The organism is Streptomyces sp. NPDC058796 (assembly GCF_042745235.1).
In the GTDB taxonomy this organism is placed as follows: Bacteria; Actinomycetota; Actinomycetes; order Streptomycetales; family Streptomycetaceae; genus Streptomyces.
Window position 1 is genome coordinate 263,582 of record NZ_JBHYOP010000003.1, and the last position, 23,530, is coordinate 287,111.

Genomic DNA, 23,530 nt, shown 5'->3' on the forward strand with positions numbered 1-23,530 from the left:
CGGGCGGTGTCTTCGTGATGTCCGGGGCACGTGGTGAGGAAGTTGCCGACAAACGCCGATCAACCTCAATAACGGATGAATACCGGGCAACGAGAGCCCGCCGACGACAATGCCACGAATCGGCGCCCCGCGCTCGTGACCCAGGAGTTCCGATCGGAGTACCCGACCGGATTCCCGCAACCCCCATCGCCGAATCGGAGCAGGAAACCTCGGCCCGACGCCGTACCCACCCCCGACCGTGCAAGGATCGGCGGGCACCAGAACACGACGGAAGGCACATCGTGGCCGAGCAGCTCTACGCCACCCTGAAGACCAACCACGGCGACATCGAGATCCGGCTCCTGCCGAACCATGCCCCCAAGACGGTCCGGAACTTCGTCGAACTCGCCAAGGGTGAACGGGAGTGGACCCACCCCGAAACCGGCGAGAAGACCACGGCCAGGCTCTACGACGGCACGGTCTTCCACCGGGTCATCAGCGGCTTCATGATCCAGGGCGGCGACCCCCTCGGCAACGGCACCGGCGACCCGGGCTACCAGTTCGAGGACGAGTTCCACCCCGACCTCGCCTTCAACAAGCCCTACCTGCTGGCCATGGCCAACGCCGGCCCCGGCACCAACGGCTCGCAGTTCTTCGTCACCGTCGCCCCGACCACCTGGCTCAACCGCAAGCACACGATCTTCGGCGAGGTGACGGACCCGGCCGGCCAGAAGGTCGTCGACACCATCGCCGCCCTCCCGACCAACCCCCGTACCGACCGCCCCGTCAACGACGCCGTCATCGAGTCGGTCGTCGTCGAGACCCGCCAGGACTGACGCCGGCCACGCCGGGAAGGAACCTGACGCCCCGCTCATCCGTATAGATGGGCGGGGCGGTGCGTCGCAGAACACCGAGGGACACCGCCCGCAGGACGACTGAGGGGAAGCCATGGACCACGCGGCAGCCGGCCCACCGGACGCACAGAGCCTGCCGGGCTGCTACCGCCACCCGGACCGCGAGACCGGCATCCGCTGCACCCGCTGCGAACGCCCCATCTGCACCGACTGCATGGTCAACGCCTCCGTCGGCTTCCACTGCCCCGACTGCGCGAGCGGCCGCACCGGCGGCGGACCGGCCCCGGCCGCGTCCCGGCCGCGCACCCTCGCCGGAGGCACCGTCGCCGCCGACCCCCACCTCCTCACCAAGATCCTCATCGGGATCAACGTCGCGGTCTTCATCGCCGTACACGCCCTGTCGGAATCCCTCCTGGGCGGCATGGTCCTGGTCGGCCAATGGCCCCCCGCCCCGTACTACATCCCGAACGAGGGCGTCGCGGAGGGCGAGTGGTACCGCCTGGTGACGACCATGTTCACCCACGAGGAAATCTGGCACCTCGGCTTCAACATGCTCAGCCTCTGGTTCCTCGGCGGCCCCCTGGAAGCGGCCCTCGGCAGAGCCCGCTATCTCACCCTTTACCTCGTCTCCGGCCTGGCCGGCAGCGCCCTCACCTACCTCCTGGCCTCACCCACCCAGGCCACCCTCGGCGCCTCCGGCGCGATCTTCGGCCTCTTCGGCGCCACCGCCGCACTCGTACGCCGCCTCAACGCCGACATGCGGCCGATCGTCATCCTCCTGGTGATCAACCTGGTCTTCACCTTCACATGGGCCAACATCGCCTGGCAGGCCCACGTCGGCGGCCTCGTCGCCGGCGCCGCGATCGGCTACGCCATGCTCCACGCCCCGCGCGAGCGCCGGACGCTCGTGCAGTACGGCACTTGCGCGCTGGTCCTGGTGGCCGTCATAGGACTGACCCTGTTGAGAACCGCACAGCTCACCTGAGCGCAAGTTGTCCACAGACGGTGGCCGATCTTGTGCACAGTGTGCGGGAACAGGTGTGCCCCCTGTCGCTGACCCGTGTTCCCGCAGGTCAGGCAGGGGGCGAACGTGTTTTCGGTTGCCGGTACTTCCGTCACACCGGCGTCAATGCCCGGTGGGTTATCCACAGATCGTCTTTCTTTTTCCCCACCGTGTGGACAGGGCCTGTGGATAACTCAGTGGATAGCCCTGGGGAGAGCTGTTCCGCGGTGTTCCGCGGCCTGCCGCCGGGCTACTTCCACTGCGTCGAGACACCGAATCCGGCGGCGATGAAACCGAAGCCCACCACGATGTTCCAGTTGCCCAGGGAGTCAATGGGCAGTGAACCGTCGGTGACGTAGAAGACGACGATCCAGGCGAGACCGATGACGAACATGGCCAGCATGACCGGAGCCACCCAGCTGCGGCTCGTCAGCTTGATGCTGGCCGCCTGCTTCGACGGCGGCGGCGTGTAATCGGCCTTCTTGCGGATACGTGACTTCGGCACGAGGGTCTCTCCTGTCGATGCGCTGCGTGGCCGCGCAGGGAACGGGGTCGGGGACTTGGAGCGCTCCCCCGGGCGTCCGTTAGCGTAGTGCTTCCGTGGCGCCGAAGGAGATAAGGGTACGTTGAGCAATTCTGCCGACTCCCCCCAGGCGGGATCCAGCCCCGCCCGCGGTCGCCGTTTCCGGCCCGTGCGGGTCCTGACGGCGGCCGTCTTCGCGCTCGCGGGCCTCATTTTCTTCACCAGCTTCGACACCGCGAAGGGCACCAACATCCGTACGGATGCCTCTTTGCTCAAGTTGTCCGATCTCATCCACGAGCGCAGCCGGGACAACGGTGAGCTGGAGGAGTCCAACGCGGCCCTGCGCGAGGAGATCGAATCGCTCGCCGAGCGCGACGACGGGCGTACGGAGGCGGAGGACGAGAAGCTCGCGGCGCTCGAGGAGAAGGCGGGCACCCAGGAGCTGAAGGGCGAGGCGATATCCGTCACGCTCGACGACGCCCCGCCGGACGCCACCGCGAAGCTCCCCGGTTATCCGGAGCCGCAGCCCGACTACCTGGTGATCCACCAGCAGGACCTCCAGGCGGTCGTGAACGCGCTGTGGAAGGGCGGCGCGGAGGGGATCAAGGTCATGGACCAGCGGCTGATCTCCACCAGCGCGGTGCGCTGCGTGGGCAACACCCTGATTCTCCAGGGCCGTGTCTACTCGCCGCCGTACAAGATCCAGGCGGTCGGCGACCCGGAGAAGCTGAAGAAGGCGCTGGCGGCGTCCCCGGCGATCCAGAACTACATGGTGTACGTCAATGTCTACGGGCTCGGCTGGAAGGTCGAGGACGACGGGGCGGTGACGTTGCCGGGCTACTCGGGCGCGGCGGACCTGCACTATGCCCAGCCTGTGGATTGACGCCTTTCCGGAGGGCCCCGCGCCGTTAGTCTGGTGCGGTGCGGCGTGAGTGCGGCGCCGTGGTGCGACGGAAGGGACGGCATGTACGGCTGGATCTGGCGGCATCTGCCGGGGAACGCGTGGGTGAGGGCGCTGCTCTCGCTGGTGCTGGTCGTGGCCGTGGTCTACGTCCTCTTCCAGTACGTCTTCCCGTGGGCCGAACCGCTGCTTCCCTTCAACGATGTGACGGTGGACAACCAGTGAGCGCGCGCATCCTCGTCGTCGACAACTACGACAGCTTCGTCTTCAACCTGGTCCAGTACCTGTATCAGCTCGGTGCCGAGTGCGAGGTGCTGCGCAACGACGAGGTGTCGACGGCGCACGCCCAGGACGGTTTCGACGGTGTGCTGCTGTCCCCCGGTCCGGGCGCGCCCGAGCAGGCGGGGGTCTGCGTCGACATGGTCCGGCACTGCGCGGCGACCGGTGTCCCCGTCTTCGGGGTCTGTCTGGGCATGCAGTCGATGCAGGTGGCGTACGGCGGTGTGGTGGACCGGGCGCCGGAGCTGCTGCACGGCAAGACCTCGTCGGTCGAGCACGCGGGCAAGGGTGTGTTCGCCGGCCTGCCCTCGCCCTTCACGGCGACGCGGTACCACTCGCTGGCGGCGGAGCCGGACACGGTACCGGCGGAGCTGGAGGTGACGGCCCGTACGCAGGACGGGATCGTGATGGGTCTGCGTCACCGGGAGCTTCCCGTGGAGGGTGTGCAGTTCCATCCGGAGTCGGTGCTGACCGAGCACGGGCACCGGATGCTGGCCAACTGGCTGGCGGAGTGCGGGGACCAGGGCGCGGTGGCGAGGTCGGCGGGGCTCGCCCCGGTGGTGGGCAGGGCTACGGCGTGACCGCGCTGCGCCCCGAGCGCGACTCCGGCACGGCCGGTGACCAGGGATCCTCGTACGGGCGGCCGTACGGGGATTCCGGTGCGTTCGGGGGCGGCTGGGACGGGTGGCACGAGGATTTCGCTGCCGGGGAGAGGTCCGGGGCGCCTCTCGACGACGAGACGGTGGCGCTGCGGGTCCCGGACCCGCCGCCGGAGCGGTCGGCCACCGCCCCTCCCGCGGCGGGAGGGCGCGCGGCCCGCAGGAAGGCCGCGAAACGGCGACACGGGCGCCGTGGGGCCTCCCGGGGCCCTTCCCGGGCCCCCGGGGCGGACGAGGCACCGAAAGCCCCTCTGTCGCGCGTGGAGGCCCGTCGGCAGGCCCGCGCCCGCAAGCCGGGTGCGGCGGTGATCGCCAGCCGGGTGATGGGTGAGCTGTTCATCACGACGGGCGTGCTGATGCTGCTGTTCGTGACGTACCAGCTGTGGTGGACGAATGTCCGCGCCCAGGCGCAGGCGGACAAGGCGGCCAGCAATCTCCAGGAGGACTGGGCGAACGGCAAGCGCAACCCGGGTACCTTCGAGCCGGGTCAGGGCTTCGCGCTGCTGCACATCCCGAAGCTGGACGTCGTGGTGCCGATCGCGGAGGGCATCGACGACGAGAAGGTCCTGGACCGGGGGATGGTGGGGCACTATGCGGAGGGCGCGCTGAAGACGGCGATGCCGGACGCGAAGACGGGCAACTTCGGTCTGGCCGGGCACCGCAACACCCATGGTGAGCCTTTCCGGTACATCAACAAGCTGGAGCCGGGTGACCCGATCGTCGTGGAGACGCAGGACGAGTACTACGTCTACAAGATGGCGTCGATCCTGCCGGTGACGTCGCCGAGCAACGTCAGTGTGCTGGACCCGGTTCCGAAGCAGTCCGGTTTCAAGGAGCCCGGCCGTTACATCACCCTCACCACGTGCACGCCGGAGTTCACGAGCAAGTACCGGATGATCGTCTGGGGCAAGATGGTCGAGGAACGGCCGCGCAGCAAGGGCAAGCCGGATGCGCTCGTCAGTTAAGGGCGGATGACCAGTGGCAGCGACCACCGACACCGAGCACGAAGAGCAGTCCGGCACGGACGGCCGACCGGAGCCCGCGGCACGCCGCCGCGGCGGCGCCGGGCGGATCGTCGCCCGGACGGTGAGTGTCTTCGGTGAACTCCTCATCACGGCGGGCCTGGTGCTGGGCCTGTTCGTCGTCTACTCCCTGTGGTGGACGAACGTGGTCGCGGACCGCGCGGCGGACAAGCAGGCGGACAAGGTCCGTGACAACTGGGCGCAGGACCGGCTGGGCCCGGACGGCCCGGGGGCGCTGGACACCAAGGCGGGCATCGGCTTCCTGCACGTGCCGGCGATGGGCGACGGCGACATCCTGGTGGAGAAGGGCACGTCGATGAAGGTCCTCAACGACGGCGTGGCCGGCTACTACACCGACCCGGTGAAGTCCGCGCTCCCCACCTCCGGCGAGGAGGGCAACTTCTCGCTGGCGGCGCACCGGGACGGGCACGGGGCGAAGTTCCACAACATCGACAAGATCGAGAAGGGTGACCCGATCGTCTTCGAGACGAAGGACACCTGGTACGTGTACAAGACCTACGCGGTCCTGCCCGAGACCTCGAAGTACAACGTGAGGGTCCTCGACCCGGTCCCGAAGGAGTCCGGCAAGAAGAAGGCCGGCCACTACATCACGCTGACGACCTGCACGCCGGTGTACACGAGCCGGTACCGGTACGTGGTGTGGGGTGAGCTGGTGCGTACGGAGAAGGTGGACGGGGAGCGGACTCCGCCGGAGGAGCTGCGGTGACGTGACCCTAAAATGACGGAGGCCCGAAGCCGCAACTTCCTCTTGCGGCTTCGGGCCTTGCCGTTCACGTCATTGCAGGACGGTCAGTGGTGCCCCGGCACTCCATTCCTCCAGGAGTCCGCGGTGTACGACGGTGATGCCGCTTTCGGCGGCGATGTTCTGGGCGTCTCGTGTGAAGGGGCACGTCGCTACGAACAGGGCGACCTCGGAGCTGTGCAGGACTTTGGCGGCCCCCATGAATTTCCGGACCTCGGGGCTGGTGATGGAGAGGTGGGGCACGAACCTCTTGCACCGGACGGCGAGAGTCCGTCCGTCGGCTGTGTTCGCGGTGATGTCGATGCCCCGGTCCTTGCCGCGCCCGCGCACGATGACGTCGGTGCAGCCGTCGCGGCGGAGCAGTGTGGCGACGTGCTCCTCGAACTCACGGCCGTTCATGGCGTCCATGGAAGCCATGACGCCCGGGAGTGGACGGCCCTCCAGTGGGCTTTCCATCCGTTGCAGTCGGGCGTGGTGCTGGCGGAGGCGCTTCTCGATGCGCTGGACGCCTGTGCGGAGGGCGATGAGCTCTCGTTGGTGATCGCTCGACGTCTCGATCAGGGCGTTGAACATCGGCACGACGGTCTTGCCGAGGATGTGAGTGATGCGTTGGTCGATGCGGGCGTCGAGTGCAGCGGAGGTGGGAGCCGGGTTGTCCACAGGCTGTGTGCGGGCCAGGTGCTCCATGTCCAGGAGGTACGTGCGTACCTGGCGGGCGATGGGGCTGTCGCGCAGGAGCATGGCCATGTTGAGTACGGCTCGCCTGGAGTAGACGGTGAGGCTTCGGCGGGCCTGTGGATAACTTCCGAGCGAGAGTGACATGTTGTCACGCTCGAATTCTCGCAGGTCAGCGCCTCGGAGCACGATCATTCCGTTGGTCGCGAGTTCCGCACGGTGGCGCTTGGCCAGCTGCCGGATGGCTTCGGCGGCGACCTCGAAGTACGCCGCCACCATCGCCGTAGTCACATGCATGCCGTCCGGCAGCAGGGACAGCGCTTTGACGCGGTCGAGTACGTCGGTGCGTTCGAGGACGCTGCTGCGCAGGGCCGCTGATTCCAGCAGGGCCGTTTCGCTGATCATGGTCGTCCCTCTCTCGGATGTATGGTCACCCTGAGTAAACGAGTCATGACATATGAAGACACGACAGAGCCCCGGTCCCTCCGTCGAGGGGCCCGGGGCTCTTGCCGTTGGTGTTCTCGCGGGCGGGTCAGTCGTCGCCGCGGAGGCCGCCGATGATGCCGCCGTTGTCACCGCCGCCGTTGCCGTTGCCGCCGCCGTTGCCGCCGATGGTGGTGAGGACGACCGGCGTGGCGCCCGGGTCGTCGACCTCGCTGCCGGGCTGCGGGTTCATGGCGACGACCATCGCGTTGTCGTCACCGGGCGCGCCCGGCTGGACCTGGACGTTCGTGAAGCCGTTCTGCTGCAGGATCTGCCGCGCCTCGGCGAGGGTTTTGCCGCGGACCTCCGGCACCTTCGTCTTCTCGACGGCCTTGCCGACGAAGATCGTCACCTTGGAGCCCTTGTCGACCGGCTGGCCGCTCGACGGCGTGGTGGAGATGACCTTGCCGACCTGGTTCGGGTCGTTGGTCGGCTGGTCGGTGCACTCACCGTCCAGGTCGCTGTTCTCCATCTGGCTCTTGGCCTCGTCGCAGGTGCGGCCCACGACGTCCGGCACCGTCGCCTTCTCCACGGGCTTGGCGACCTCCAGGGTCACCGTGGAGCCCTTCTCGAGCTCCTTGCCCGGGTCGGGGTCCTGGCTGAGGACCGTGCCCTCGTCCTGGGAGGACTCGGTCTGCTTGGTGTCGACGATGAAGCCCTTGTCCTCGAGCTGCTGCTTGGCCTCGTCGATGTTCTTGTCGATGACGTTGGGCACGGCGATCTTCGGCGCGCCCGTCGAGACCACGAGTTCGACGCTGGACTTCTTCTTGACCTCGGTGCCCTGCTGCGGGTTCTGCGAGCAGACGTTGCCCTTGGGCTGGTCCTCGCAGGGCTGTTGCTTGAAGGTCAGTTCCAGGTCGGCGTTGGTCGCCAGTTGTTGGGCGTCTTCCTTGGTCGTGCCGACGAAGGCGGGGACGTCGACCTTGTCGTTGCCCGGTCCCGCGTCGTTGCCGAAGAGCTGCATGCCGATGAGGATCGCGCCGACCAGGACCAGGACGCCGGCCAGGACCAGGAAGATCGTGGAGGCGTTGGACTTGCGGGGCTGCTGGCGGCGCCGGTCGGGGCGCTCGTCGTAGCCGTAGCCGCCGTCGTCCGGGTTCATGGGCGGCAGCATGGTGGTGGCGCCCGCGCCGGCGTCGGAGCGCAGGGCGGTCGTCGGCTGGTCGTCGGGGTAGGCGCCGTAGCCGCCGGCGGCCATGGCGCCCATCGCGGCGGTGGCGCCGACGGGCTGGCCGTCGAGGCAGGCCTCGATGTCGGCGCGCATCTCGTCGGCCGACTGGTAGCGGTAGTCGGGGTCCTTGACCAGGGCCTTGAGGACGATCGCGTCCATCTCGGGCGTGATCTCGGGGTCGAAGACGCTGGGTGCCTGCGGTTCCTCGCGCACGTGCTGGTAGGCGACCGCGACCGGGGAGTCGCCGACGAAGGGCGGGCGGACCGTGAGCAGCTCGTAGAGGAGGCAGCCCGTGGAGTACAGGTCGGAGCGGGCGTCGACCTGCTCGCCCTTGGCCTGCTCCGGGGAGAGGTACTGGGCGGTGCCGATGACCGCGGCCGTCTGGGTCATGGTCATGCCAGAGTCGCCCATGGCGCGGGCGATGCCGAAGTCCATGACCTTGACCTGGCCGTTGCGCGTGAGCATCACGTTGGCCGGCTTGATGTCGCGGTGGACGATGCCGGCCCGGTGCGAGTACTCCAGTGCCTGGAGGATGCCGATGGTCATCTCCAGCGTCCGCTCCGGCAGCAGCTTGCGGCCGGAGTGGAGCAGCTCGCGGAGTGTGGAGCCGTCGACGTACTCCATGACGATGTACGGGATCGACACGTTGTCGATGTAGTCCTCGCCCGTGTCGTAGACCGCCACGATCGCGGGATGGTTGAGCGAGGCGGCCGACTGGGCCTCCCGGCGGAAGCGGGCCTGGAAGGACGGGTCGCGCGCGAGGTCGGCGCGCAGCGTCTTCACCGCCACGGTGCGGCCGAGCCGGGTGTCGTGCGCGAGGTATACCTCCGCCATGCCACCACGGCCGAGCACCTGGCCCAGCTCGTACCGGCCGCCGAGGCGACGCGGCTCTTCCATGGTTCCTACCAGCCCTCTCCGTCGGTCCCGACCGGCATGCTTGTACGGTCGGTGGCTGCCGTCCGGCCTACCGTACCCGGCGCGCTCCGGGTGACCTGGCCAAGCCCGATACCCGATACAGGACCGGTATCGCAACGTGCGCCTATGTGAAGGGAACGTGACGGGAGTCACGTCCTGTTCAGTGTGTGGTCACTTCTTGCTCTCCAGAACGGCCTCCATCACGTTTTTGGCGATCGGAGCCGCGAGGCCGCCGCCGGAGATGTCGTCGCGGTTGGCGTTCTCGTCCTCGACCACCACGGCGACGGCGACGGGCGAGCTGCCGTCCTCGGCCTTGGCGTAGGAGATGAACCAGGCGTAGGGGTTCTCGCTGTTGTCGACGCCGTGCTGTGCGGTGCCGGTCTTTCCGCCCACGGTGACGCCGTCGATCTTGGCGTTGGTTCCCGTGCCGTCCTCGACGACGGTCTCCATCATGGACTGGAGGATCTGGGCGTTGTCCGTGGACAGCGGCTCGCTCATCTCCTCGGGGTCGGTCTTCTCGATGGTGTCGAGGTTGGGCGCCTGGAGCTCGTCGGCCATGTACGGCTTCATCAGGGTGCCGTTGTTGGCGATGGCCGAGGTGACCATGGCCATCTGCAGCGGGGTCGCGGCGGTGTTGTACTGGCCGATGGCGGAGAGCGCGGTCTGCGACTTGTTCATGTCGTCGGAGAAGACGGAGGCGCTGGAGCGGACGGGGACGAACTGCTCCTTGTTGAAGCCGAACTTCTCGGCCGTCTCCAGCATCCGGTCGTTGCCGAGGTCGGCGCCGATCTTGCCGAAGACGGTGTTGCAGGAGACCCGCAGCGCTTCGCGGAGGGTGGCGTCCTCGCAGGGGAGGTCGCCCTCGTTGGGCAGTTCGGTGGTGGTGCCGGGCATGGCCCAGGGCAGCGGGGAGTCGGTCTTCTCGTCGGCGGAGTCGTACAGCCCGTTCTCCAGGGCGGCGGCCGCGGTGAGCACCTTGAAGGTGGAGCCGGGCGGGTAGACCTCGCGCAGGGCCCGGTTGAGCATCGGGTCGTCGGGGTTGTTCTTCTTCTGGAGCCTGTTCCAGGCCTCGCCGGCCGCCCCGTCGCTGCCCGCGATGGCGGTGGGGTCGTACGAGGGGTAGGAGGCCATCGAGAGGATCTTGCCGGTGGACGGTTCGATCGCGACGACGGCTCCCTTGCCGCCCTGTTTCTTCAGACCGTCGTAGGCGGCTTTCTGGGCGGCGCTGTTGAGGGTGGTGACGACGTTGCCGCCCTCGCGCTTCTTGCCGGTGATCATGTCGAGGGTGTTGCGGAAGAAGAGCCGGTCGTCGTTGCCGGTGAGGATGCCGTCGTTGATGGCCTCGAGCTGGGTGGCGCCGTAGGCCTGGGAGACGTATCCGGTGACGGGCGCCCACATGGCGCCGTCCTTGTAGGTGCGCTTGTACTTGAAGTCGCCCTCGGTGGTGGCGTGGCCGGTGATGGCCTTGCCGTCGACGATGATGTCGCCGCGGGGGCTGGCGTACCGCTCGATGGCGACGCGGCGGTTGTGCTCGTCCTCCTTGAGCTCGTCGGCCTGGACGTACTGGAGCCAGTTGTCGCGGATGAGCAGGGTGAGGACGAGGAGGCCGCAGAAGAGCGCGATGCGGCGCAGTGGCTTGTTCACGGGCGGACCACCTGGGTCATCTCGGCGTCAGGGTTCGCGGGTGCCGAGGGTGCGGGTCTGCGGGCCGTGTCGCTGATGCGCAGCAGGATGCCGATCAGGGCCCAGTTGGCGATGACGGAGGAACCTCCGTACGCCAGGAAGGGCATCGTCATGCCGGTGAGCGGGATGAGGCCCATGACGCCGCCGGCGACGACGAAGACCTGAAGCGCGAAGGCGCCGGAGAGGCCGATGGCGAGGAGCTTGCCGAAGGGGTCGCGGGCGGCGAGGGCGGTGCGCACGCCGCGCTCGACGATCAGTGCGTAGAGCAGGAGCAGCGCCATGAGGCCGGCCAGGCCGAGTTCCTCGCCGAAGGTGGCGAGAATGTAGTCGGAGTTGGCGGCGAACCGGATCAGTTCGGAGTGGCCCTGGCCCCAGCCGGTGCCGAGGGTGCCGCCGGAGCCGAACGCCCACAGGGCCTGCATGGCCTGCTCGGAGTGGCCTTCCTGGCCCGCCCGGGAGAGCATGTACTCCTTCATCGGGTCGAGCCAGGCGTCGACGCGCTGCTTGATGTGCGGTTCGAAGCTGGCGACGCCGACGGCGCCGGCGGCGGACATCAGCAGGCCGAAGACGATCCAGCTGGTGCGCTCGGTGGCGACGTACAGCATGATCACGAACATGCCGAAGAACAGCAGTGAGGTGCCGAGGTCGGTCTCGAAGACCAGGATGAGGATCGAGACCATCCAGACGACCAGGATCGGGCCGAGGTCGCGGCCGCGGGGCAGGTAGAGGCCCATGAAGCGGCGGCTGGCGAGGGCGAGCGCGTCGCGCTTCACCATCAGGTAGCCGGCGAAGAAGATCGCCAGGACGATCTTGGCGAACTCTCCGGGCTGGATGGAGAAGGAGCCGACCTGGATCCAGATCTTGGCGCCGTAGATGTTCTTGCCGAGGCCGGGGACCAGCGGCAGGAGCAGCAGGAACAGCGCGGTGACCATGGAGATGTAGGTGTAGCGCTGCAGGACGCGGTGGTCCTTGAGGAAGACCATCACGCCGACGAACAGGGCGATGCCCATGGCCGTGTACATCAGCTGGCGCGGCGCGGCGTTGCCTGCCTGGTGGATGTCCTGGAGGAGTTCGGACTGGTCCAGGCGCCAGATGGCGACGAGTCCGAGCCCGTTGAGGAGGGTGGCCAGGGGCAGCAGCAGCGGGTCCGCGTAGGGCGCGAACTTGCGTACGACGAGGTGGCCGACGCCGGCGAGGAGGCCGAGGCCGAGGCCGTAGCTCAGCAGTCCGGCGGGCACCTCGTCGTTGATGGCCAGTCCCACGTTGGCGTACGCGAAGACCGGGATGAGGACGGCGAACACGAGCAGCGCCAGCTCGGTGTTGCGCCGGCTCGGCGCGCCGATGGCGCCGATCGTGGACGTGTGGTGCGTCGGCGAGTTGGAAGTACTGCTCATCGGGTGACGGTGCCTCTCACGGCTTGCCTACTGCTTACCGCACAGCGAGACGACCTTCTGCTCTTCCTCCGAGAGGGTCGGGCCGGGGCCAGGAGTGGGTGCGGTCGTGGACGGGGGCTCGGACGATTCGGGTGCCTTCGGCGTTCCCGACGTGCTCGGGCTCGGTGTGGCCTTGGACGTGAAGGCGGCGGGAGTGGTTCCCGTGGTGCCTCCGGCCTGGCCCTCGCCCGTCTTCGCGTTCTGTTCGTTCTTCGCGTTCTGCTCGGTCTGCGCGGCGCGGCGCTCGGCCTGCTTCTTGCAGGCGGAGGCCTGGACCGCCAGTTCCTCGATCTTGGCCCGCGCGTCGGCGAGGTCGCCTTCGGGCATGGTGGCCTCGACCAGTTTCTGCTGGTAGGGCGGCAGGTACTTGAGTTCGATCTCGGGGTGGTCCTTCTGGACCTTGGAGAGCGAGACCCAGGCGAGGTCCTGGCTGATGCCCCGGTACAGCGCGAGGTGGTCGTCCTTGGTGCCGACGTAGTACTGGGTCTGTGTCCAGCGCCAGCCGCCGTACATGCCGCCGCCGATGACGGCGAGGGCGAGCACCGTGTAGAGCGATCTCTTGAGCCACTTGCGGTTCTTGCGGGGTTTGACGAAGTCGTCGGGGCCGTAGTCGTCGAAGTCGCCGGCGGGGATGTAGCCGGTGGTGTCGCCGCTGCCGGGCGGGCCGAACTCGCCGCCCCCGCCGTGCCGGCCGCCGCCCTGGCGGCCGAGGCCGGCGGCGCGGCCGGCCGGGGTCTGCATGATGCCGTTGTCGCCGAACTGGGCCTGGTTCTCGGCGACGGCGCCGACCACGACCGGGGTGTCGGACAGCTGTCCGGCGAGGGTGTCGCCGGTGTCGAGGTCGAGGACGTCGGCGACGATGACGGTGATGTTGTCGGGGCCGCCGCCGCGCAGGGCGAGCTGGATCAGCTCCTGCACGGTCTCCTGGGGGCCCTGGTAGCTGGCGAGGGTGTCCTCCATCGTCTGGTGGGAGACGACGCCGGACAGTCCGTCGGAGCAGATGAGGTAGCGGTCGCCGGCCCTCACCTCGCGGATGGACAGGTCGGGTTCGACGTGGTCGCCGCTGCCGAGCGCCCGCATGAGCAGGGAGCGCTGGGGGTGGGTGCCCGCCTCCTCCTCGGTGATGCGGCCCTCGTCGACCAGGCGCTGCACCCAGGTGTGGTCCTGCGTGATCTGGGTGAGGACGCCGTCGCGCAGCAGGTAGGCGCGGGAGTCGCCGACGTGGACGAGGCCGAGGCGCTGGCCGGTCCACAGCAGGGCGGTGAGGGTGGTGCCCATGCCCTCCAGGGCGGGGTCCTCCTCGACCATCTGCCGCAGCTGGTCGTTGGCGCGCTGGACGGCGTGGCCGAGGGAGGTGAGGAGGTCGGAGCCGGGCACGTCGTCGTCGAGGGCGACGATGGTGGAGATCACCTCGGAGGAGGCGACCTCGCCGGCGGCCTGGCCGCCCATGCCGTCGGCGATGGCGAGCAGGCGGGGGCCGGCGTAGCCGGAGTCCTCGTTGCCCTCCCGGATCATGCCCTTGTGGGAACCGGCGGCGAAGCGCAGTGACAGACTCATGCCCACCTCGCCCGTCGGCTGCTCCGGGTACAGCCGGTCGTGTCGAGCCACACTGCCCACCCTCCGGTCGGGAGCGCGCCGAGGCCCGGGGTGCAGGCCGCCGGTGCGTGCTCGCTCCGCTCGCGCTCAATCATTGGTGTAGCACTACTTCCGCAGCTCGATGACGGTCTTGCCGATGCGGATCGGCGCACCCGGGCCAATCGCTGTGGGGGTCGTCAGCCGGGACCGGTCCAGGTAGGTGCCGTTGGTGGAGCCCAGGTCCTCGACGATCCACTGGCCGTTCTGGTCCGGGTAGATCCTGGCATGGCGGCTGGAGGCGTAGTCGTCGTCCAGCACGATCGTCGAGTCGTGTGCCCGGCCGAGCGTGATGGTCTGGCCCTGGAGGGCAACGGTGGTGCCGGTGAGGGTGCCCTCCGTCACGACCAGTTTGGTGGGGGCGCCCCGGCGTCCCCGGCCGCCGCCCTGCTGCTGGCGCTGCGGCGGTGGCGCCTGGCCCTGGCGCGCGGCGGCCTGCTGCGGCCGGTCGGCGCCGCGCCGCGCTCCGCGCTGGGTGACCCGCGTGCCGAACAGGTCGCTGCGGATGACCTGCACGGCCACGATCACGAACAGCCACAGTACGGCCAGGAAACCCAGCCGCATGACCGTGAGGGTCAGCTCTGACATTGCCCCCGGATCACCCTTCGGCTTGCCTATAGATAACGGTGGTGCTGCCCACGACGATCCGCGAGCCGTCGCGGAGCGTAGCGCGGGTGGTGTGCTGCCCGTCCACCACGATGCCGTTGGTGGACCCGAGATCCTGGATCGTCGAGGGCGTTCCGGTCCGGATCTCGCAGTGCCGGCGGGAGACGCCGGGGTCGTCGATCCGCACGTCGGCCTCGGTACTGCGTCCGAGCACGAGGGTCGCGCGGGAGATCTGATGGCGGGTGCCGTTGATCTCGATCCAGTGGCGGGTGCGTCCGCCGGCCGCGGGTGCGGCCGGGGGCTGCTGGCCGCCCGCGGGCTGCGGGTAGCCGTATCCGCCGGGGCGGCCGCCGGGCGGCGGCGTGGACGGCATGGGCGGGGCGCCCGCGGGGGCGGCCGGCGGGTAGCCGTAGCCGCCGCCGGGGCCGCCGGGTCCGCCGGGGCGTCCGGCCGGGGCGGGGGGCGCGGCGGGGGCCGGGCCGCCCTGGTGGCTGCTGGAGGAGGCGAGCGTACGGCTGCGCACCCGGTACAGGCCGGTGTCGAGGTCGTCCGCCTTCTCCAGGTGGACCTTGATCGGTCCCATGAAGGTGTAGCGCTGCTGCTTGGCGTAGTCGCGGACCATTCCGGCCAGCTCGTCGCCGAGCTGGCCGGAGTAGGGGCTCAGGCGCTCGAAGTCGGGCGTGCTCAGCTCCACGATGAAGTCATTGGGTACGACGGTGCGGTCCCGGTTCCAGATGGTCGCGTTGTTGTCGCATTCGCGCTGGAGCGCTCCCGCGATCTCCACGGGCTGCACCTCGGACTTGAACACCTTCGCGAAGGTGCCGTTGACCAGACCTTCGAGACGCTGCTCGAACTTCTTCAGGACTCCCATGGGGCACCTCCTCCGTCGCTGCCGTCCTGTCCGCTGCCTTGCGTACTGCTGTTCCGCGTACTGCTTTCCTGCGTACTTCCCGCGTGCGTACCGCTCACGCGCGCACTGTCCACCTGGTACTGCTTACTGATCGTATCCACGCGCCGGTCGATCGGCTGGTTCCCCCTGTCGGCCCGGTCGACGGTGTCGACGCCTCCCGGTAGTCATGCCCAGGATCGTAGAGGCGGCCGCGGACCAGTGTCCCGCACCTGACCGTGGACCCCCACCGGCTCCTGGGAGGATGCGCCGGACCGGTACGAGGTTGATACGTGAACGGCCGGCGGCCGGGACGAGTGCCCGAAGGAGGGCGGGCGTCCCGGTTCCCCCGCTCTTCCCCGCGGGGAAAGGGATGTGAATCCACCCCGTACAGCGTGCTAATGTTCTCGTGTCGGAAGGCGCCGGACCGCAAGGAAAGGCCCGGAAGACACACCCAATGCGCGGGTGGCGGAATAGGCAGACGCGCTGGATTCAGGTTCCAGTGCCCGCAAGGGCGTGGGGGTTCAACTCCCCCCTCGCGCACCAGCCGGAAGCCCCCCAGGTCTCGGACCTGGGGGGCTTCCGCATGTTCGGACGCCGGGCCGCGGGGTGCCGGATGCTGTGAGGAAGGTCTCAGGGCTCGCGGCGCCACAGGGCGGGCACGTTGGGCGGCTCCCAGCCGGTCATCGAGGTGTGCGCCTGGAGACAGCGGTAGGCGCCCCCGCCGTACGCCACCCGGTCCCCGGCCGCGTAGGAACGGCCGGCCGCCCAGGTGCCGCCCGGGGGGTCGGTGGGCGGGTCGGTGGGGTCCGGGCCCGGGCCGCCGTCCACGTTCAGGACGAAGTCGAAGGTGGCCTCCTTGCCGCCGCCGGCGTCGCGGACGTTCATCAGCAGCGCCGGGTCGAAGATCGCGTCCGTGCTGTTGCGGGGCTCACCGGGGAAGTAGAGCTGGGTGGTCAGCACGGGCTGGCCGGGCGCCTGCGCCTTGACGTGGATGTGCCGGGTGCGGCCCGGGTAGAGGCCGGGGACGATCGTGCGCAGGGTGAACGCGCCGGAGGCGTCGGTGAACTGGTGGCCCCGGAAGCGGTACCCGGCCATGTCGTAGGCGCCCGCGTTGTCGGCCTGCCAGAAGTCCAGGAGCACGCCGGGCAGCGGGACGCAGTTGCGGCCGAAGACGTAACCACTGACGGTCAGCCGGGTGCCCGGGGTGCCGGATGTCACCAGGTCGGTGCGGAGCGGCGAGTTCGGTTTGAAGTAGGGGCCCTCCATCTGGTCGGGCGTCGGGTCGTCCCCGTCGTCGCAGTAGGGGGTCGGCGGCAGGGCCCGGCCGGTGGAGCCGCGGGCGGCGTCCCGGGCCAGCGCGATCGAGCCGGTGGCGAGCAGCGGGACGGCGGCGCCGGCGGCCACGGCCGCCCTGAGCAGCGTCTTGCGGCTGACACCGCGGTCGGCGACGGGGCCGGGACCGGGCTCGTCGGGGCCGGTGGGGGAGGTGGGGGCGTCGGGGGTCATGGCGGTTCCTCGGTCTCCTCGGTGGGGTGGTCCCTGGGGAAGCTGGGCGGGACGTGCGGCATCCGGGACGTCGGGGACAGGGAGCGCGCCCGCCGGCGCGGGGCAGGCTGCTGTCGTTGCTTCGACGGGCGCGCTCCATGGTGATCGCTGGCAACCGTAGGCGCGGCGGCTGGGGCCCGGGCACCTCCTGTTTCGCCCTCTGCCCGGTGTTATGCGGGGGTGGCGGGGCGCGTTCGCGGAGCGGGGCGGGAGGCGGCGTGTACGGACGGTTCGTGCGGCGGTACGGTCGTGGCGCGTTGACGCCGGGCCGATGAGGCCGGGTGCGGCCGGGACAGGGCGGGCTCGGGGGCCGCCGGGGTCCGGGGGTGGCTCCGGGCGGGGCGGCGGTCCGGGTTCGGGCGCGGCACCGGTTCGGATGTGGCTCCGGTCCGGGCGGCGGTTCGGCTTCAGGTGGCAGCCCCTTTCGGGCGCGGCACCGGGCCCGGCCCGGCTCGGGCGGTGGCTCAGGTGCCGGTGTGGCTCAGGCGGGCGGGACGGCTCAGGTACGAGGACGGGGAGGGCGGCCGGGATGGCCGAGGCGATGACGGGGACGCGCGGCGCGGTGGACGAGGCCGGTGCGGTTGACGTGGGGGATGTGGTGGACGTGACGGACACGGTGAACTCGGCGGTTTCGGCGGGCGGCGCTGAGGAGGGCGGCGGCCGGGTGCCGGACGTGCCCGGGTTCGCGCGGTGGCCCGCCGGGGGGTCGCCGAAGGCGGAGGGCAAGGCGTTGCGCACGCGCGTCCCGCGGTCCGCGCACGCCGCGCTCGCCCTGGACGGCTCCCGCCCGGACGCGGTGAGCGCGGTCGAGGAGTCCAACCGCGGCCGGATACCCGGGCTCACTCCCATACGCGCGGGCCGGATGGCGGCCACGCCTTTCGCCTTCCTGCGCGGGTCGGCGGGTCTGATGGCGTACGACCTGGCGCGCACCCCGGTGACCGGGATCGGCGCGCAGATCTGCGGCGACGCGCACGCCGCCAACTTCGGCCTCTACGGCGACGCCCGCGGCGGCCTCGTCATCGACCTGAACGACTTCGACGAGACCGTGCACGGCCCCTGGGAGTGGGACCTCAAGCGGCTCGCCACCTCGATCGTCCTCGCGGGCCGGGAGGCCGGCGCCGACGAGGACACCTGCCGCGAGGCCGCCCACGACGCGGCCGGCGCCTACCGGCGCACCATGCGGCTGCTGGCGAAGCTCCCCGCGCTGGACGCCTGGAACGCCATCGCGGACGAGGAACTGGTCTCCCACACCGACGCCCACGACCTGCTCGGCACCCTGGAAAGGGTCTCCGAGAAGGCCCGCGCCAACACCAGCGGACGCTTCGCCGCCAAGTCGACCGAGGCCACCGAGGACGGCGGGCGGCGCTTCGTGGACGCCCCGCCGGTGCTGCGGCGCGTCCCGGCCGCCGAGGCGGCGTCGGTCGCGGCGGCCCTGGAGCCGTACCTGGCGACCCTCTCCGAGGACCGGCTTCCGCTGCTGGCCCGGTACGCGGTGCACGACGTCGCCTTCCGGGTCGTCGGCACCGGCAGCGTCGGTACGCGGTCGTACGTCGTACTGCTCCTGGACCACCGCGGTGAACCGCTCGTGCTCCAGGTGAAGGAGGCCCGGCCCTCCGCGCTGCTGCCCCACCTGGCGACCGCCGGGTTCGACGCCCCCGAGGCCGGGCACGAGGGACGCCGGGTGGTCATGGGGCAGAAGCGGATGCAGGTGGTCAGCGACATCCTGCTGGGCTGGACCACGGTCGACGGGCGGCCCTTCCAGGTACGGCAGTTCCGCAACCGCAAGGGCAGCGTCGACGCCACCGCCCTGGCCGCCGACCAGATGGACGACTACGCCCGGATGACCGGCGCCCTGCTGGCCCGCGCCCACGCGCACAGCGCCGACCCGCGGCTGATCGCCGGCTACTGCGGCAGGAACGGCGAGCTGGACGAGGCGGTGGCCGCCTTCGCCGTGGCCTACGCCGACCGCACGGAGGCCGACCACGCCGTGCTGCTCGCCGGCGTGCGGACCGGACGGGTCGCGGCGGAGCTGGGGGTGTGAGGCGGGCGCCGGGGACCGCGCGGGCGGCCTCTCACCGGCCCGCGGCGTTGTCGTCGGCCGCCGGCACCCCCACGCGCGGCTTGGCTCGCGCGCGGGGGTGTCCCCATCGCGTCGACTCCCTCCCGCGCCTTGCAGCCGGACGCCCGGCCCCCGCTCACCCGCGCTGACGAGGCGCCGCACCCGTCCGGCGACCTGATCCGCCGGACAGGCCCTAGGCTGGTCGGGTGACGACGCCCGAAGCTGAGCCCGAGCAAGGGGGTGCGCCGCGTCCCGAGGAACGGCTGGAGAAGGCCGTACGGGCCGCCGAGCAGGCACTCATCGAGTACGAGATCGCGCTGGAGACCTTCCGCGTGGAGGTGGAGAACTTCTCCCGCCTGCACGAGCAGCGGCTCGGACCGGTGTACGCGCGCCTGGAGGAGCTGGAGGCGCAGATCCTGGAAGCCCGGGCCGCCCGAACCGGTGCCGCCGAGGACCGGCGCCGGGCCGACGAGGCGCGGGCCCGGCTGATGCCCATCCCCGGGGTCGAGGAGCTGCTGCACGGCTGGATGGACGGGGACGGGCTGTTCCCGGAGGCCACGGCGATGCTCACGGACCAGGCGGTACGCCCCCCGCAGCGGGTGCGGCCGAGCGAGGAGGCCCGCAAGCTCTACCGCGAGCTGGCCCGCAAGGCCCACCCCGACCTGGCGCAGGAGGAGGACGAGCGGGCCCGGCGCGAGGAGTTCATCACCCGGGTCAACGCCGCCTACGCCCGCGGTGACGAGGACGGGCTGCGGGAGCTGGCCGAGGAGTGGGCCGCGGGGCCGGTGCCCGAACGGCGCCCGAGCCGGGGCGAGGAGCTGTACGCCCGCCTCGAATGGCTCGACCGGCGCAAGGAGATGCTCACGCTGCTCGCCAAGGAGCTGGAGGAGAGCGCGATCGGCGGCATGCTCCGGCTGGCCCCGGACGATCCCGACCGGCTGCTGGAGGAGATCGCCGAACAGCTCGCGACCCAGGTGCGGGAGCGCGAGGCGGAGCTGGCCGCGGCGCTCGGGCAGGGCTGAGCCGGGCGGTGGCTCCGGTAGCGTCTGGGGCATGAGTTTCGGAGCTGGTGTGCCCACGGTCGAGGTCACGGACCTCAAGGACGGCGACTTCCTGCTGGACGTCCGCGAGGACGACGAGTGGCAGGCGGGTCACGCCGCCGGGGCGCTGCACATTCCCATCAGCGAGTTCGTCGCCCGGTACGGTGAGCTGACCGACGCCGTGCCGCAGGACGGCCGCGTCCACGTGATCTGCCGCTCCGGCGGCCGTTCGGCCCAGGTCACCATGTACCTGGTGCAGCAGGGCATCGACGCCGTGAACGTCGACGGCGGCATGCAGGTGTGGGCGGCGGCCGGGCGGCCCGTGGTGGACGGCGAGGGCGAGCCGGGGCACGTCGTCTAGGACAGGCCCTTACCCTTCCCGCCGGTGTGGTGTCGCCCACGGTGCGGTCGGTCCGCCGGGGGCTGTGCGGGCGGCCGGTCCTGAGTACCGTTCCCGTTCGAACGTCGCCGAGCAGCCGCACCAGTGGTGCGCGGACGCCTCGTGGTGGGGCGGGCGGGACGAGGACCAGGACCGGAACGGGGCGGAATGGACGCGTACGACACAGGCTCGGACGCCCGGCAGGGGCGGGACGACGATCAGGGAGTCCCGGCCGGACCGGGCGGCGACACCGGGGAGGCCGGGAGCACCGGGGAGGCCGCCGATCCCGCCGAGCCCCGCACCGGTGTAGCCGCGCTCTCCCCGCGCTACCAGGCCGGTGCCGTGATCGCCCTCGCGGTCGTCGCCGTCGCCGTCTGCGCCCACCTGGGGCTGGTCTTCCTGCACGTGGCCCCGTCGAACACCCTCACCAAGCAGCACGGCGCCGCGGTGGACGACTGGGTCTTCCCGGAGTTCGAACAGAACTGGAAGCTCTTCGCCCCCAATCCTCTCCAGCAGAACATCTCCGTGCAGGTCCGCGCCGAGGTGAGCACGGCGGACGGCGGTATACGCACCACCGGCTGGTACGACCTGTCCGCCGAGGACGGCCGGGCCATCGACGGCAACCCGGTGCCGAGCCACACCCAGCAGAACGAGCTCCGGCGTGCCTGGGACTTCTTCGTCGCCACCCACGACTCCGACGACCGCCCGGTGGGTCTGCGCGGCACGCTCTCCGAGTCCTACCTGCGGCGCATCGCGGTCCTGCGGCTGGAACGCAACGACGCCGCCGGACCGGGCGGCGTGGTCGAGCGCGTCCAGTACCGCTCCCGGACCACCACCGTGGAGCCGCCCCCGTGGAGCGGGGTGAAGGTCTCCGACCGGCCGACCGTTCGCCAGCTGCCCTGGTGGCCGGTGTCCGGCGAGGGTGAGAAGAAGGAGGGCGGCGCGTGAACCGCATCGTCGTCTCCGTCTCCCGAGGCATCGCCCGCGTCACCGGTGCCGCGCTCGGCCCGTACCAGACGGCCGTGATCCGTATCGGCTTCAGCGCCACCTGGCTGCTGTTCCTGCTGCGCGAGCTGCCCCACCGCCAGGAGCTGTACGGCCCCGACAGCCCCTGGGGCCACGACCTCGCCGAGCAGCTGATCGCGGACAACGGTGCCTTCACGGCGCTGATGTGGTCCGACGGGCGGGCCTGGTTCGAGATCGTCTACGCGCTGGCCGTCCTGAGCAGCGTGCTGCTCCTGCTGGGGTGGCGCACCCGGACCGTGTCCGTCCTCTTCATGGTCGGCGTGCTCTCCCTCCAGAACCGCAGCGTGTTCATGGGGGACGGCGGCGACAACGTCCTGCATCTGATGAGCATCTACCTGGTCCTCACCCGCTGCGGCCAGGTGTGGTCGCTGGACGCCCGCCGGGCGCGGCGCGCGGAGGGGGCACGGGCGCGCGGCGAGCGGGTGGCGGACCGGGTAGGGCCGGTGCTGTGGTGCGTGTTCGGGTTCGTGCTGCTCACGGTGACGCTGGCGGGCGGGCTGGAGGGCGACTGGTTCGTCCCGGCGCTGCTGTGGGCGGTGTGGGTGGCGCAGGGTCTGTGGTGGGCCGTGGGGCGCGGCGCGGGGAGCGGCCAGCCGCGCATCCTGCTCGACGTGGTCACCAACGTCGTGCACAACGGCGCCCTGGTCGTGATCATGGCCGAGGCCTGTCTGATCTACGCCACGGCTGGCTGGTACAAGATCCAGGGCTCGCGCTGGCAGGACGGCACCGCGGTCTTCTACCCGCTGCACCTGGACTACTTCTCGCCGTGGCCCGCGCTCTCCGACGCCCTGTCGTCCAGCGGCACGATGGTCATGCTCATCACCTACGGCACGGTCGCCGTGCAGGTCGCCTTCCCGTTCACGCTGTTCAACCGGCGGGTCAAGAACGTGTTGCTGGCCGCCATGATGACCGAGCACGCGGTGATCGCCGTGGTGCTGGGGCTGCCGTTCTTCTCGCTGGCGATGATCGCCGCCGACGCGGTCTTCCTGCCGACCTCGTTCCTGCGCCGGATGGGCGGCTGGGCGGTACGCGGGCGGGACCGGCTGCTGCTCCTGCTCCCGGGCTCGCCGGCGGGCGGGCTGCGGGCCGGGGGCGGGGACGGCGGCGGTACGGCGTCGGTGCCCGGGCCGCGAGCCCACCCCGGCGGGACCGGCGCGCGGGAGACCGGCGCGCAGGCGGCCGGTGTCCAGGGGACCGGTGCCGGGGACAAAGGGGGCCCCGATCACACGCACGTAGGCTTCGGGGCATGACCGACCTCGACCCGCTCGCCGACTGGCGCCGGTACGCCGGTGCCTGCGTGCTGCTCGACGGCTTCCACGCCCTCAAGCACGCGCTGCGCTTCGGCGCCGAGGTCCCCGTGGCCGTCACCGCCGACCGCACGGCGGCCCTGGCCCTCGCCGACGAGCTGGCACCCGACGTACGGCCCGCCCTGGACGGGCTGCTGACCGAGGTGGCGCGGGAGACGTATGCCTCCCTCGTGCCGCGCCCGCATCCGACCGCGGTGGCCGCCCTCGCCGTACGCCCCTCCCGCGAGGCCGGACTGCGGGCGCTGGCGCACACGCCCCGCCGGACGCCCGTGGTCGTCCTCGACCAGCCGCGCAACCTCGGCAACGCGGGGGCGGTGATCCGGCTGGCCGCCGGTTTCGGGGCGACCGGTGTCGTGACCACCGGCACCCTCGACCCGTGGCACCCCACGGTGGTGCGGGGCGGGGCGGGGCTGCACTTCGCGACCGCCGTGGAGCGGCTGGAGGTGGATCGGCTGCCGTCCGGGCCGCTGTTCGCGCTGGACCCGGAGGGCGAGGACATCCGCGGGCTGAAGCTGCCGGACGACGCGCTGCTCGCCTTCGGCTCCGAGCGCGGTGGCCTGTCGCGGGAGCTGCGCGCGCGGGCCGACCACCTGGTGGCGCTGCCGATGCGCCCCCAGGTCTCCAGCTACAACCTCGCGACCAGTGTGGCCATGACGCTTTACCACTGGAGCGCGGGCGGGGGCGCACCGCGGGTGGCCTGACCA

22 protein-coding genes and 1 tRNA gene are annotated in these 23,530 nt (G+C 70.7%); 14 read left to right on the forward strand and 9 right to left on the reverse strand.

What is annotated here, in order from left to right:
• The first annotated feature begins 281 nt into the window (after window positions 1–281).
• Together ACFW47_RS09895 and ACFW47_RS09900 are read left to right on the forward strand one after the other, a co-directional pair.
• On the forward strand, window positions 282–815 hold the full coding sequence (locus ACFW47_RS09895) for a peptidylprolyl isomerase (protein ID WP_386280095.1): 534 nt from the start codon (window positions 282–284) through the stop codon (window positions 813–815).
• A gap of 112 nt (window positions 816–927) precedes the next feature.
• Window positions 928–1,818, forward strand: a complete 891-nt coding sequence (locus ACFW47_RS09900) for a rhomboid family intramembrane serine protease (RefSeq protein ID WP_386305432.1) — start codon at window positions 928–930, stop codon at window positions 1,816–1,818.
• Between the two features lie 268 nt (window positions 1,819–2,086).
• Here the strand turns inward: ACFW47_RS09900 and crgA are convergent, their stop codons facing one another.
• Window positions 2,087–2,341 (reverse strand): cell division protein CrgA, encoded by a 255-nt coding sequence (gene crgA, locus ACFW47_RS09905; protein WP_073726149.1) that lies wholly within the window; start codon window positions 2,339–2,341, stop codon window positions 2,087–2,089.
• A gap of 121 nt (window positions 2,342–2,462) precedes the next feature.
• Between crgA and ACFW47_RS09910 the strand changes: the two genes are divergently transcribed.
• From ACFW47_RS09910 to ACFW47_RS09930, 5 genes are read left to right on the forward strand one after another with little or no spacing between them, the layout of a single operon-like run.
• A complete protein-coding gene (locus ACFW47_RS09910) occupies window positions 2,463–3,242 on the forward strand; it encodes a DUF881 domain-containing protein (protein ID WP_386280091.1) in 780 nt (259 codons plus the stop codon).
• A 45-nt stretch (window positions 3,243–3,287) separates the two neighbouring features.
• Complete coding sequence (locus ACFW47_RS09915) at window positions 3,288–3,485, forward strand: hypothetical protein (protein ID WP_383278101.1); 198 nt, start codon at window positions 3,288–3,290, stop codon at window positions 3,483–3,485.
• Window positions 3,482–4,120 (forward strand): aminodeoxychorismate/anthranilate synthase component II, encoded by a 639-nt coding sequence (locus tag ACFW47_RS09920; protein ID WP_386280089.1) that lies wholly within the window; start codon window positions 3,482–3,484, stop codon window positions 4,118–4,120. Before ACFW47_RS09915 ends, ACFW47_RS09920 begins: the two co-directional genes overlap by 4 nt.
• Window positions 4,117–5,163: a class E sortase gene (locus ACFW47_RS09925; RefSeq protein ID WP_386280086.1), complete on the forward strand. Its 1,047-nt coding sequence runs from the start codon at window positions 4,117–4,119 to the stop codon at window positions 5,161–5,163. Before ACFW47_RS09920 ends, ACFW47_RS09925 begins: the two co-directional genes overlap by 4 nt.
• Before the next feature lie 13 nt (window positions 5,164–5,176).
• Window positions 5,177–5,947 (forward strand): class E sortase, encoded by a 771-nt coding sequence (locus tag ACFW47_RS09930; RefSeq protein ID WP_386305433.1) that lies wholly within the window; start codon window positions 5,177–5,179, stop codon window positions 5,945–5,947.
• 69 nt (window positions 5,948–6,016) lie between these two features.
• Here ACFW47_RS09930 and ACFW47_RS09935 read toward each other — a convergent pair whose 3' ends face one another.
• The 7 genes from ACFW47_RS09935 to fhaA all read right to left on the reverse strand — a co-directional run bounded on the left by ACFW47_RS09935 (window position 6,017) and on the right by fhaA (window position 15,452).
• On the reverse strand, window positions 6,017–7,063 hold the full coding sequence (locus ACFW47_RS09935) for a restriction endonuclease (protein WP_386280081.1): 1,047 nt from the start codon (window positions 7,061–7,063) through the stop codon (window positions 6,017–6,019).
• Between the two features lie 127 nt (window positions 7,064–7,190).
• A complete protein-coding gene (gene pknB / locus ACFW47_RS09940; RefSeq protein WP_386280078.1) occupies window positions 7,191–9,209 on the reverse strand; it encodes a Stk1 family PASTA domain-containing Ser/Thr kinase in 2,019 nt (672 codons plus the stop codon).
• A 189-nt stretch (window positions 9,210–9,398) separates the two neighbouring features.
• Window positions 9,399–10,871: a peptidoglycan D,D-transpeptidase FtsI family protein gene (locus tag ACFW47_RS09945; protein ID WP_386305435.1), complete on the reverse strand. Its 1,473-nt coding sequence runs from the start codon at window positions 10,869–10,871 to the stop codon at window positions 9,399–9,401.
• On the reverse strand, window positions 10,868–12,304 hold the full coding sequence (locus ACFW47_RS09950) for an FtsW/RodA/SpoVE family cell cycle protein (RefSeq protein ID WP_386280073.1): 1,437 nt from the start codon (window positions 12,302–12,304) through the stop codon (window positions 10,868–10,870). The genes ACFW47_RS09945 and ACFW47_RS09950 overlap by 4 nt, the downstream gene beginning before the upstream one ends.
• Before the next feature lie 27 nt (window positions 12,305–12,331).
• Window positions 12,332–13,900, reverse strand: coding sequence for a Stp1/IreP family PP2C-type Ser/Thr phosphatase (locus ACFW47_RS09955; protein WP_386280323.1), 1,569 nt, complete (start codon window positions 13,898–13,900; stop codon window positions 12,332–12,334).
• 144 nt (window positions 13,901–14,044) lie between these two features.
• Complete coding sequence (gene fhaB / locus ACFW47_RS09960) at window positions 14,045–14,563, reverse strand: antibiotic biosynthesis regulator FhaB (protein WP_386280071.1); 519 nt, start codon at window positions 14,561–14,563, stop codon at window positions 14,045–14,047.
• A gap of 10 nt (window positions 14,564–14,573) precedes the next feature.
• Window positions 14,574–15,452 carry an antibiotic biosynthesis regulator FhaA gene (fhaA, locus tag ACFW47_RS09965; protein ID WP_386305437.1) on the reverse strand — a complete coding sequence of 293 codons (879 nt, stop codon included), beginning with the start codon at window positions 15,450–15,452 and terminating at the stop codon, window positions 14,574–14,576.
• Between the two features lie 474 nt (window positions 15,453–15,926).
• On the opposite strand from fhaA, the gene ACFW47_RS09970 reads away from it, so the two are divergent.
• Window positions 15,927–16,013: transfer RNA gene (locus ACFW47_RS09970), tRNA-Leu, on the forward strand.
• Between the two features lie 87 nt (window positions 16,014–16,100).
• On the opposite strand, the gene ACFW47_RS09975 is transcribed toward ACFW47_RS09970, so the two are convergent.
• On the reverse strand, window positions 16,101–16,976 hold the full coding sequence (locus ACFW47_RS09975) for a carbohydrate-binding protein (protein WP_386280067.1): 876 nt from the start codon (window positions 16,974–16,976) through the stop codon (window positions 16,101–16,103).
• Between the two features lie 568 nt (window positions 16,977–17,544).
• On the opposite strand from ACFW47_RS09975, the gene ACFW47_RS09980 reads away from it, so the two are divergent.
• The 6 genes from ACFW47_RS09980 (at window position 17,545) to ACFW47_RS10005 (ending at window position 23,527) form a co-directional block, all read left to right on the forward strand.
• A complete protein-coding gene (locus ACFW47_RS09980) occupies window positions 17,545–19,056 on the forward strand; it encodes a DUF2252 domain-containing protein (protein WP_386280065.1) in 1,512 nt (503 codons plus the stop codon).
• Between the two features lie 224 nt (window positions 19,057–19,280).
• Window positions 19,281–20,096 (forward strand): hypothetical protein, encoded by an 816-nt coding sequence (locus tag ACFW47_RS09985; RefSeq protein ID WP_386280063.1) that lies wholly within the window; start codon window positions 19,281–19,283, stop codon window positions 20,094–20,096.
• 49 nt (window positions 20,097–20,145) lie between these two features.
• Window positions 20,146–20,475: a rhodanese-like domain-containing protein gene (locus ACFW47_RS09990; RefSeq protein WP_386280321.1), complete on the forward strand. Its 330-nt coding sequence runs from the start codon at window positions 20,146–20,148 to the stop codon at window positions 20,473–20,475.
• A gap of 186 nt (window positions 20,476–20,661) precedes the next feature.
• Window positions 20,662–21,441 (forward strand): DUF5819 family protein, encoded by a 780-nt coding sequence (locus tag ACFW47_RS09995; protein ID WP_386280062.1) that lies wholly within the window; start codon window positions 20,662–20,664, stop codon window positions 21,439–21,441.
• Entirely contained in the window at window positions 21,438–22,769 is a 1,332-nt protein-coding gene (locus ACFW47_RS10000; protein ID WP_386305438.1) for an HTTM domain-containing protein, read from the forward strand. The genes ACFW47_RS09995 and ACFW47_RS10000 overlap by 4 nt, the downstream gene beginning before the upstream one ends.
• Window positions 22,766–23,527 carry a TrmH family RNA methyltransferase gene (locus ACFW47_RS10005; protein WP_386280057.1) on the forward strand — a complete coding sequence of 254 codons (762 nt, stop codon included), beginning with the start codon at window positions 22,766–22,768 and terminating at the stop codon, window positions 23,525–23,527. Before ACFW47_RS10000 ends, ACFW47_RS10005 begins: the two co-directional genes overlap by 4 nt.
• The last annotated feature ends 3 nt before the right edge of the window (window positions 23,528–23,530 follow it).